Source organism: Microvirga puerhi, assembly GCF_020089865.1.
GTDB classification, from domain to species: domain Bacteria; phylum Pseudomonadota; class Alphaproteobacteria; order Rhizobiales; family Beijerinckiaceae; genus Microvirga; species Microvirga puerhi.
The window spans coordinates 24,682-36,438 of record NZ_JAIRBM010000024.1 but is presented as its reverse complement, the minus strand read 5'-3'; the positions used below and the strand labels follow the sequence as shown (position 1 = coordinate 36,438).

Below are 11,757 nucleotides of genomic sequence, written 5' to 3'. Positions count from 1 at the left end.
GCAATCCGGCGAGAAGCCCTTAGATCTCGGTGTTTTCGTCAGGAAGCCTCGATGGAAAATACCAACCTCGGCCGCCTGGCTGGCTGCGTAGGTCGGTGGCTTGCCGGGGAACCTTTCCATGATCCCGGTAGAACTTCGCCCATGCCTCCCATTCCGGCGTATCTTCAAGCACCCAAACCCTCTCTTTGGCGCGTTCACTAGCCTGGATCGTCTTCTGATCCATTTCCTGGAATCCAACCCATCCCCGATCTCTCAGCCAGTTCTTGGGGGCCTGGAGCTTCCGATTGATGTTTTGGCAGTAGCGGACGTAACGATCTGCAGTGTCTGCGGCGGCAAGCCGGTCTGGCTCTTTCAGCTTGTCGAAGATGGTTCTGATGTTCTGCCAGTTGTTCGTCGGGTCTGAGGGCCATGCGCTTCTGAAGCGGTGAAAGGCTTCGTCCGAATTCTTCAAATCTGAAATCGAATCCCCACCCAAAGCCCCCTGGGGGGTAAGGGGGGAAGAATCTTTGATAGGTTCTAATAATAGGTTCGGGCCGCAATCTGCGGCGGGGGGAGCCGCAACCTGCGGCGGGGAGGACCGCAATTTACGGCTGGGGGGAGCCGCAATTTGCGGCGGGGGGGACATCCCCTCGTTTTCAGATGCAACCTCGGTGTCAGCAGGTGAGCGATTTGCCTTCAGATCGCTAGTCATTTTCGCCTGGTCGAACATCAGGCGAATGAGCTTGCTTTGCTCTCCGCCGTCGGCGCGTGGAGGCCTCGGGGTCCGCTTGATGAAACCCATCTCCTCAAGGGCTTTGAGATGACGATCGACGCTATCGACTGATTGCTCCGACTCCTCGGCGATGGTCTCACGACCGGGCCAGCAATAGCCGTTCTCGTCGGCGTAGTTCGCGATCGACATCAGGATGGCTTTTCGAGCCGGTGAGCCTGTCTTTTGGTTGAGTGCCCACGTCATAGCCTGGAAACTCATAGGCTGGCCCCCGGCAATATGCTGGGGACAACTCCCTCAAACCCTTTATTTGGAACAAATCGGACCATGATTTTCCCTTGAAATTTGGGCGCAGAAAATCGTGGCGCGAAGAGCGCAGTTTCCTCTTGAACTGTGCGGGGGGAGTGCTACATTGCCGTTAGGTTTTACGTCGGCAGCGGAACTGGTAATTCCGTTGTAGCAATCACCCCAGAGAGGCCGGCCTTCGCGCCGGCTTTTCTATTTTTCCACCCTCATTCCTTCCTCCATTCGAATCGTCATTAGCGGCACCTAGCCTCTGCTTTTTCGCCCAAAAGGATAGGTGCGTCAATTTTTACACCATCTCTGATTAAGGAGACATTCTCAAACTGGCATGCTCGATGACCAGCGGCTCCGGGTCCGGTTGGCTGATGAGCCGTCTCCGTAGCTCGGTACCCACCGATTCGAGCGCGTTAAGCATATCACACATGCCCCCATAGGCTCTTAAGCCGCCAAAGCGTTCGTTCCCCCGTTTGATCAGGTCTGCAACGTTTGCACTGAAACTCTCCGCGTAGATCGCTCCACCCTTCAGCACAGTATTTTCGCGGCCAGACGGCGTGGGCATCCGATTTGAAGCGTGGCTCGTGAGATCCGGCATTTCTTTGAGGAGTTCGCATTTCCGCGAGACAATGACTCCCACTCCCATCCGGTTCATGTTTCCATGCGGCCGGATAACGATGCTTCCTCCACCAAGGCCTTTACCAATCCTTGCAAGGGCATCGTTCTCTTCCTGAGAGCGTCCCCAGAGCTGCCGGGACGTGATCGAATCGTTGGGAGCGAACGGCATCTTCCCATCCTCAAGTGCTGGTGGATCTGCACCAACGATCAGCATTCCAGGCATTGGTGATCGAATCTCTCCCTGAAGTCGCGCGAAGATCTGTTCGAGATCTTGGTCGACTGCCGTGACCAGGCGGTCCGATGGATCGCCGTCGGCGATCACTTTGGAGATCAATGAGGAAATGACAGATCGCTCGCGTCCAAAATAGCTCTGATATCGGTAGCTATCAGGTGGGGACACTAGGTACCCGTAGAGCTCCGTGGCATCATGTGCGAACAGCACCGGATCAGTTGCTTTGATGTCCTTCGCGATCAAGGCCACCGATGAGCGTAGTCCTGCCAACAGGTCCTTCTCCTTGCCTTGCTTAAGCAGAATCGCGTGCTGAATGTTGCCGGCGTCATCGGTGAAAATTGCCTTCTCACCAAAATGTCGCCCAGCAACGCGAACCGCCATGAAGAGGTTCCCTTGGAGGGCCAGCCTTGATCTACGGAGATCCCCAGCCGGCGCACGATCGAACATCGGCTCGATGGCTTTCGAAACCAACTCCGGTGCCGGCAGCGACCGATCGAGATCCGCAAATGTGTCCGCGAGCCACTTGGCACCCATAACCTGTGCAAAGGGTGACGCTGTATTGTCGAGAGAAGCAAAACCGGTGCTGATAAAAGCCTCGGCCATCTGGGGCCGATCAAGGCTAGCTCTTTTGACCCATTGAACAGGATCGAGAGACGACTCTTGAGCAGCCAATGATCGGGAGCTTTCCTCGAGAGCGGCTTGGATGCTGGAGAGTGTAAATGTGATCTGATGCTGCTCACCAGGAACCATCGCGCGAATCTCCCATTTGGCGATGGATAGCGGGTCCCCTTTCTCAACCGGCCCATACACTCCTGTTACAGCCATCGGGACGGGCATAGCCAACTCGCCTGGGCCTCTGTTGTCTAAAGCGCGCTGCCCGATCGATGTTCCGGCGAGGGCAGGACAAAGATCAGGTGGCAACGCGAGCAATGCCCCTGGCGTCAGCCAATCGGAACATGCTTCGAGGAGAAGAGCGTCGCGGACTGCTCGAAAGACGGCCCGCTCCAAACCTTCCAGTTTCGAGATATCTGCAAGGAACCATTTGCGATCGAGGTTCCAGCTGGTCGAGCTCCCGAACAATTTTTTAAAGGCACCATCGAAGTGCTCCTGTGCGCTCTCAACACTCAGAGGAGCTTTTTTCAGGAGATCGTCGGCCGCCCCACGACCGAACCGCGTATCGAAGACAGAATGAGACAAATCGAGGGGCGCCGGCATCATTGAATTGCTGGCAGCTGTTCTCCATCCGGCAACGTCGAGTAGCTCTGGCGCAAAGCAATGCCGGGAGAGAGTTTTATCGAACCAGAGCTCACGGCCAAGTTTATGTGCGTCAGTGAGGGCCTGATAGGAGAGAGGCAGAACCTTCTCGAAATAGGCCAGCTCAACAAGCTTGATCGGCCGCTGCCCCATTCCGGCAGAATTTTCGTCGCCAGCTAGCAGAACGCTCTTGGTCGTAACTCCAGCCCGCCAATCATAGTGCGACAGCTTCAGAGGGTTGATGCCGCGAGCTGACAGGGTATCTATTTCCAATTGGAAAGCGCTGTCGAGATCCGCGAGTACCGATTCCTGCAACGCGATGGGAAGACAAACCAGACGGCCAAGGAGCTTTCTGACAACCCCCTCCCCTTCAGGATTGATGTCGAGCCGTTCAGCGAGATCATTGTGCTCCTTCAGATACTTCTCGACGACGTTCTCACCGACCGGGTTGAAGAGGTCCAAGGCCTCCGAGATATTAGACTTATTCTCACGGGTAGCAGTCGAAGTCGCAGTTAGATTGCGGTTGTGACGGTTGAACAGCTGGCATAGCCGGTCATCGGCCGCAAAGCCGGTCATTGGAACCAAGTATTCTGGCGCATGAACTTGTCCAAACCGATTGATCCGGCCTTCGATCTGACGTTCGGCTGTCACCTCACGCTGCAATTGGAGCTTCAGCATCGTTCGAGGACGAAGGTCGATACCCGTCTTTGGGGAGGCGTGGAGAGAAATGCCCGTTGCACCGGAACCGTTCAAGAACTGAACATCGACCGCCCCATTGTTGAATCGCGAGACGGCCCCGATCCGATCGTTCTGCTTCCATGATGTAACCTTCCAGCGCCCATCTGGCGTCCTTTCCAGGCGACGGGAGCGGCCGGAAATCTCATCGGTAGGGATTCCGTGGGACTCCAGCTCCTCCCGTATGTGTTCGATCGGGCAGACGTTGAGAAGTGAAAAGTCCTCGCCTTCCACCTCTGCGCAGAACCTCTCAATGAGCGGTTCGAGCATCGGAAGCTCAATCTCAGTCGACTCACCAAGACCATCGACGATGCGGGCTTTCTTGAGGGACTTGGCATTGCGCTTCAGAACATCGCCGATGTCAGGAAGCTTGTTGAGGATGACTTCGGCCTCCTCGCCCTGATATTCAGCCAGGAGATCATCAAGGAGGGCTGCCCCGGTACTTTCAAGGGCAACGACCACTTTCCTTCCAGAGGCTAGAGTCGACGCGATCATATCAAGAGCAAAAACGCCCTTGCAGGCCAGCATGAGATACTGGCTGTAATGATGGAATTGGGTGACAGGTGAGGTTGTTTCGACGACCGTTTTACTTTGAGTGGCGGCGGAACCCGCATGTGCGCGGCGGGCCACGGCTTGAGCGACAGCACGAGCCTGGTCGCCGAGTTCTACCAATTGTTCAAGGAAGTGAGCCGCACGGTCGACCTTCTCACGGACTGCCGCGAGTTTGGGTCCGTCAAGTGCCTCAAGAGATACAAATTCCCTGACACCTCCGGTGGAATTGATTTCGCGAGAAATCATCAGACCTTCTCGCGCCATTTCCATAGAAAGGATTTCTTGCAGGGCAAGTGGATTGGACTCGATGACGCTGATCAGATGCTCAGGCGATAGACCGGTATCGGGTAGGACAGCCTCGTAGAGGCGAACGTTCTTCCCCGATTTGAGCGGCGTCGCGGAAGAATATACGACCTTTCCCCCTGCTTGCCAGACTGCCGACATGAGCGCGGTCGTCCTAAGACCGCTGATACTATCTTCCCCTGCGGCCTTGTGAGCTTCATCGAGGAGGAGCGTCGGAGGGCGCCCGGCTGCGGCGAGCTTTGAGACATATTCCTGGATCCTCTGGAACTTCCATTTGCCTGAGCTAACCTGGAACTGTGAGTAGGTGATACCGATAAAATTGGTATCGATAGGAATGCCATTGGAGTTGAGGCTGTCGAGATCTTGCGACTTGGTACGGAAGAGGATTGAACCATTCTCATCGCGAACCGTCGCATTGGAATCGGCATTGAAAATCACAGGGGTGAGAGCGCTCGATTCGTGTAACTCCCTCACCCCCACCCCGAACGCATCGGGGATATCGCGTGTCAGGAAGTCCGAAAAGAGGGAGGACTTCTCAGTCATGAAGATGACGGGATTACCTTCGTGAAAAGCCTTCAGGCACGCTCCAGCTAACGAGCGTCCTTTGCCAACACCCATCAGATCGGCGATCAAGAATCCTCGTCCCTTGCTGTGAGCGAAGCACATGAGTGCTAGTGCGTCGACCTGCTCGGGAGAAAATCGATCGGCGAGGGCTGTTTCCGTGATCCCCAATTGTTGCGCGACATAGGTATCGATCGAAGCTTCCAACGAACTTTCAAGTGTCCTCAAGGCGCTGGATATTGGCCCCTGGAGAGTCTTCTGGATGACAGTGGTCCCCTCCCCTACTTGGGAGAACGGTTCATAGCGCCGCGTGAAGAGATCTTCTTCCAGGTCATTGACCAGGTCGACCTCATGGAGTTCGTCTTCCTTCGACTCGGTTTCGGAGACTACGACAGGATCATTCTCTGCGGTGGGGATGTCGCGTTGCTCAGATGGAGCTTCCGCTGCCTGCGACTGTCGGCGAGATCTCCTGGCAGGTTGGACTGATACCGTCTGCTGAACTGAGGCAGTTTGCTCTTGTGATTGAGGAACATCCGCTTGGACAGTGTTCTCCGCTTCAGCAATCGGTGCGAGACTTTCAGCCCACAGGAATAGATCCTCGAACGTTTCAAACACCGGGACCTGATCTGGCCTGGTTTCACTGATCTCAGCCAGTGGGCGCAGCTCTGATCGTTTGCCCTTCAGAACGTATATCAGCGTCGGAAAGTTAGTTCCCATACGTGAATACAACGAACCCTCAAGCCCGACGACATGGACCTCCTCAAAGGCGCAGCGTGCATATGTATCAAAGGGCCTTGTTGCGTCGTTGATCCGCCCTGGATTGACCATATCGGCCGGCAGAATGACGAAACCTCTGGATTGATTGCCAACTGTCAGCTTTTCCAACGCCTTGATGGCAATTTCCTGTTCCAGCTTTGAAACCGAGATCGATCCGTTGAGGATTGGAATCTTATGCCTTTCAACGGAGCCGAACGGGGGATTGGCGAGGACTGCGGTGAAGGCTCCTGGAACAGCCTTCTCGAGCTCCAGGAAATCTCCCCTTTCGATCTCAAATCCAGGGAAGGTGTTCGAAAGGCGCTCGTGTCGCCCCTCTTCGAGTTCGATGGCATGGATAGCCGCCCCTGTAGCGGCCGACACGGAAATGAGTGTGCCATTTCCAGCCGTTGGCTCCAGGATTCTGTCGGAGCTGGTAATACCAAGTGCAATTTGTGCTGCTGCTGCGACAGGGTACGGAGTCGAATACTGCTGATAGACCATCCGCGTTCCACTGCGTTCGTCGGCGGCGGTGAGGCGCGGTAGGGCGTCGTTTGCCCTTGTGGACAATGCCCTCTTGACATCGAGGGCGGTGGACGCAGCCAGCCGGCTTGATATCGCAGCTTCAATTTCCTCTCTCAGATCGGCTACGCTGTAACCCAACGTTTCGCCACCTGCTGCGACGAGATATCTTGTTAGGTCGTCGCGCTGAAGGGGCGAACCGCGAAGCATTGCAACGGCGATATGAGCTGCACACTCGCGGAAGCTCGTACCGTCTGTGGCGCGGAAAAACCTGGATGGTGTATTGATCTCATACTCGCTGACGATGCGACCATTTTTGGAGACGAATGACCTTTCCCCACCTGATGCTTCGATGATGTCCTCGCCAAACCGATTTGTGATAAGAAACCGCCCTTCCCCATCGGCCGAAAGACTTGGGTAGAGTTCTTTAAATCGGAGATAGCGGTTTGTGATTTCGGCCGTGCTGTCGAGATCGAGATATGCTGCTCGCTCTTTGAAGCGATATGGAGCGATTCCGACCATGCGCCAGAACTGTTCCGTGGGAAGTTTCCCGGGATCTAGCTCCCATGCGAAAGCCCTGTCGCCGTTCTTCGAAGATGCTTCCGTTCGTGGCCCGAGGATCAATCCGAACCGCTTGGCTGCTGCTAGGAATGCTCCGTACTTTTCCGAGTCTCTAGGAACGATGAAGCAAGCGGATAGTTCGCTGCGCCCCACCGCTCGCGGGGGGCGCACGATTAGGCCAACCCCGTCGCGTCGTGCGTCGGGGGCCATCAATAGCCGAGGCATCGTTAGATCCTAAAGCGAGGGTCCCGAGGAATAGGCCAGGTCCTCTTCCGGCTCCATGATGTGATCATCAAGATCAATGCCGTGATCGGCCTCGTTCTCTTTGGCAAGCCCCAGGCTTGCAGCAGCTGACACAACAATGTCCTTCAGACGGTTGACCTTGTGGTCGGCAGCGACTGTTGGCTGGGAAAAGCGAATGAACTTCGCTGCTGCCGAACTGAATTCCTCGCCTTTCTTGCTTTTGAAACGAGCGCAAATCGTACCAGCGAAGTAGCCTTTATCGACAAAATTCGCCAGTTTACCGTCATAGGAACAATCTTCGTTCAGGTGCTCCATTGCATTGAACTTGATCATAGGCACCACGGTGACTCGGATCGCGCCGCTCTGTACCCCATTAAAGATTGTGTCACGAATTTTGGCAGATTCCTCATCTGCGACCTTAATCAAACTCGGATCGTTTCCTAGGGTTTTTGTGCAAGCTGCCAATGCAGAGATGTTGATCAATCGATTCTTAGCTCTCACGTCCTCACAAGAGTACGTGCGATCTTCGAGCATGAAACTCAGCCCATCTTGAGAAGGCTTGGAGTGTCCATCTTCTTCGATGAATGGAACGAACATTTGCGACACATAGGGTTCATCCGATCCAGATGCGTCTGTTAGGTGAATAGCGACCCCTGTGTATGCTCCATTATCCGTCAACGTCCCATGGATGTTGGTCAGGCGGCCAGACAGCATGTTGTAAACTGCCATCTCGTCAACATCAGAACCGGTAACCGCCAGACTAGGAATCGTTATCGTCACCTCATGGGCAACGCCCTTTCCCTCCCCTTTCTTCTGACGACGCTGAACCTCGATCATGCCGACGAGTGGAAGCTCTTGAGCCGGATCATTCACCACTGTCTCGGGCCAGCGGCCAATGATGATACCGCTGTTTCTGTACTGGCGCGCATCCGAGAGCTCTATTACGCCACCAGGCGGTACGAATGACTTTTCGGCCGGGTTTGCCAGGTCACTTACGGTCGGACGCTTCTTAAGGATGGCTTTGGCCCTTTTCGACCGCTCCTCATCGGGTTCGTCGCTGCGTGTATAGAAACTTTTCGTTTCCCCCTCATCCGATAGCCGGGCCTTCACCAGCTCGCCGGTGAGGAGGTCGGTTCCGTGAATGAAGCCGTCTTCGTAGGACTCTACCTGGATTGTGACGCGGCCCCGACGATCAGTCTTAGGACCCGAATTACCAATCACACTTTTAAGCACGCTCATAGGTCTTCCCTCTCAGGTTTTCACAATAGGGGCATCGGGGGTGCGTCCGTCGCCTGGCCTGAGAGTAAACATTATAACGAAAAAGAAAAGAGGCGACAAAGCAGCCCTGAACCCTTACCTGTAAAGGTCTTCAGGGTTTCATCAGCGCACCATAATATGGCTGTCATTGAGAGCTATATAAGACAGCTTTAAAGGAGAGCTATAAATGCAAGCTTTAAATGCGTTCTTCTTCCGAGGCCCCTCCCCGTGCTGCTTTTACTGCTTAGAAAGCTGTTGCAGCTGCTGTAGCACTAACAGCTGATACAGCTCTTGTAGCGTTAACAGCGTTTACAGCTCTTAGTGCTATTACAGCCCTATGTTAACGCTTTTAAAACGTTTATAGCTCTTAATGCTGTTGCAGCTTGTATTTATAGCTACACGAGCTATAAGAGCTACAATGTCGCCATTTTACAGCTTCTGGAATATGGCGACAAAAGACAGCTACAAGAGCTACAAGAGATTGCATTGTAGGAGGGGCACATGCCCGTGATTTCCTTCTCAACCCCCAAAGGGGGGGTCGGAAAAAGCACCGCAGCGATGTTGTTGGGCCAAGCCCTCGCTCATCGTGGGGCCAAGACTTTCATTGTCGACACCGACAAGAACCACTCGATAGCAGGATGGTCTGCGAGGGGGGGGTCGATGCCGAACCTTCAGATCAAGGCGACTCAGGATGCTGAGGAGGTCGTCGACATCATTGAAGCCGAACGGGAGCAGAATGCCTTCACCATCGTCGACGTGGAAGGCATTAAATCGATGCTGATGTCAAACGTCATTATTTGCAGTGACTTCGTTATCATGCCCATGCGTGAAACGTTCCTGGATGCCAAAGCGGCGAAGGATGCTGCGAAACTAACCTTGTCGCAACGTAAGGTCGCTCGACGCGATATCCCATTTCGCCTTCTTTTAAGCCAAACCGGTGCTATCAAAAGCCGTGAACAGAAGGATATTATCAAGGAGGTCCGGGATAGCGGATTGCCAATGTTTAAAACTGAATTGGCACTTCGGACTGGATCCTTCGCCGCGATTTTCTCCCATACGGACAGCCTCTTTTCGTTAGACCCTAAGGAGATCCGAGGCCTTAAATCAGCTCAGGACAACGCCATGGCGTTCGCTGATGAGGTGATCGCGTGGGCACGGCAGGTTCGTGCAGCAGAGGCAGGAGATAACCGCAATGCAGCCTAATCGTAGCCCAATCGGTTTCGATGATGTAGCGGACGACCTTTCGGACTTTGCGCCGTCGTCGTCGCCAGCGCCGACAACCGGCAAGCGGCCCTCGCCACGTATAACCCCCGAAGCCAAAGAGATCGCTCAGGAGGCGGGCTTCGTCGATCGTGAACCCGTTCAGGTCAGAAAGCGCAGACAGAGTTTCGAAGGGCCACAGCAGCCGCTCTCTATCCGGCTAGAAGTCAGAGAATACAATGACTTCACAGAGCTTTGCGATGAGCAGCGCTGGATATCCTATCGTCAGGCGGTGGTCGAGCTGGTGAAACACTATAGACGCACCAAAGGGAAGTAGCCGACCCCGGTTTGAGCGCTTTCACACCATGAAAGCCCCCGGATCTCGGGGGTTTTCCTTTGATGTCACTTGGTAGAGGGGCCTTGGTTGGTCTTCTTGGGCGGAGGCGCCTGCTGACGATCAGGGGGATTGTTGACTTCGTTTTCGCGCCAGAACTGCTCGATGGAACGTCGGGCCGATTCTGCGGAAGAAGCCCCGGCCTCAGGATCCCCGGTAGACGAATCTACACTGACGGCGCGAGCGAAGACAGAACCAGACTTGGCGACCAAGCGGGCCAGTTTCTTCAGGCTCTCTGTGGCAACTCCAAGCGGTGTTCGGCCGGGAGGGCAGGGGGCCGATGGGTTACCCTCGACCGGCCGCACAGCGACGCCGCCTTTGCTGGCGCTGGCGCGTCTCCCGTAGTGATACAGAGCCGTCGTGCCTGAGACGTGCCCCATCGCCGCCGCGACTTCACCATCCAGGAAGCCTAGAGCTTCCTTAGCGTCAGCGCAGAACTGATGACGGAAGTCATAGACCCGGAGCCGCTTCCACCAACCGGTAACGAGCTTCTGCCTGGCACAGCGTCTCAGGATCTCCTTAAGGGTCCGGGAGGCGTTCGCCTGGAAGTCATCCCATGACCGTCCCTTGAAGCGCTTGATCACCCGGAAGGCCGTCTTCACGTATTCTGGATCGTCTCGCCAACCGGGCTGGACCTGGAGCAGACGGGCCGGACCATTGCCACGGGGAAAGGTTCTAGCCAGCTGCCGAAGGTCTCGATTGACGCCAGGCAAATCGAGGGTAGGGCGATACTTCGAGTTCGGCAGTTCGAGCAGTCCTGACAGATTGTTGAAGAGCATGCCGGTGAGCTCGCCTGGTCTTGCTCCCGTGGTCCTCATCACGACGAGGACATCAAAAAGCTCCTTCCAGGACCGTCGCCCATCGGCCTCCACCACCTTGCGAATTGCACGCATCACGTGTGTGGGAACGGCCTTGCGATATCGTGTCCGCTTCTTCGCTTCCGGTGCGTAAATCGAAAACTCTGCATGCACCAGATCTAACCGATCAGAACCAAAGAGCTCGACTGCCCGAAACGCTGCCGCGTTCCGATACCACCGAAATGACGACCGGGAGAGCTGGCCCCTTCGAGGCTGCATGTAGCGGTGAACGCCGGCGATATAGCCAGGCCACCGGAGCCTTCCGTCCTTGTCGCGCCACGCCAGCTTCTCGAAACGCGACGCTGCACGTCGATATTGGTTGGCCGTCTCAGGGAGCCGACCGTCCGTCCAATCCGAGGGTTTCCGATAGAGGTGTGCCATGCGTTACATGGTAACAGGGGGAATGGAAACAAACAAGAAGGCGCGTGAAACCCGAGATCAGGTCATGCTCTCTATCGGTTAGAAATCAATGGAGATCCGCGAAAATGTCGTGGTTTCGAGCGTAAGAGAATTTGTTTACAACCTTGGGGGTGGCGGCTAAAAGCGAAGCAATGACATCCGGGGGGAAGCCGATGACATCCGGCGCAAAGATCCGAGCCGCCATTCTCATGATGATCCTTGGAGCCGTACTCCAAGCATGTTCGACGTTACCCTATGGGCAGGAAGATGATGCCGCTGAATTGAACCGGTGGCTCCATTCGGAAATTTC

General features: G+C 55.2%; 6 protein-coding genes. 2 read left to right on the top strand and 4 right to left on the bottom strand.

The window, feature by feature from the left end:
* Nucleotides 1-19: 19 nt before the first annotated feature.
* The 3 genes from K9B37_RS21950 to K9B37_RS21940 all read right to left on the bottom strand — a co-directional run bounded on the left by K9B37_RS21950 (nt 20) and on the right by K9B37_RS21940 (nt 8,579).
* Nucleotides 20-970, bottom strand: coding sequence for a helix-turn-helix domain-containing protein (locus K9B37_RS21950; protein ID WP_224315678.1), 951 nt, complete (start codon nt 968-970; stop codon nt 20-22).
* A 346-nt stretch (nt 971-1,316) separates the two neighbouring features.
* Nucleotides 1,317-7,058: a strawberry notch C-terminal domain-containing protein gene (locus K9B37_RS21945; protein ID WP_224315677.1), complete on the bottom strand. Its 5,742-nt coding sequence runs from the start codon at nt 7,056-7,058 to the stop codon at nt 1,317-1,319.
* A gap of 273 nt (nt 7,059-7,331) precedes the next feature.
* Nucleotides 7,332-8,579 (bottom strand): hypothetical protein, encoded by a 1,248-nt coding sequence (locus tag K9B37_RS21940; protein ID WP_224315676.1) that lies wholly within the window; start codon nt 8,577-8,579, stop codon nt 7,332-7,334.
* 519 nt (nt 8,580-9,098) lie between these two features.
* Between K9B37_RS21940 and K9B37_RS21935 the strand changes: the two genes are divergently transcribed.
* Together K9B37_RS21935 and K9B37_RS21930 are read left to right on the top strand one after the other, a co-directional pair.
* The gene (locus K9B37_RS21935; RefSeq protein ID WP_224315675.1) at nt 9,099-9,800 is read left to right on the top strand and encodes a ParA family protein; all 702 of its coding nucleotides are present in this window, start codon (nt 9,099-9,101) and stop codon (nt 9,798-9,800) included.
* Nucleotides 9,790-10,134 carry a hypothetical protein gene (locus K9B37_RS21930; protein WP_224315674.1) on the top strand — a complete coding sequence of 115 codons (345 nt, stop codon included), beginning with the start codon at nt 9,790-9,792 and terminating at the stop codon, nt 10,132-10,134. Before K9B37_RS21935 ends, K9B37_RS21930 begins: the two co-directional genes overlap by 11 nt.
* Nucleotides 10,135-10,199: 65 nt before the next feature.
* Here the strand turns inward: K9B37_RS21930 and K9B37_RS21925 are convergent, their stop codons facing one another.
* Nucleotides 10,200-11,429, bottom strand: a complete 1,230-nt coding sequence (locus tag K9B37_RS21925) for a site-specific integrase (protein WP_224315673.1) — start codon at nt 11,427-11,429, stop codon at nt 10,200-10,202.
* Nucleotides 11,430-11,757 lie beyond the last annotated feature (328 nt).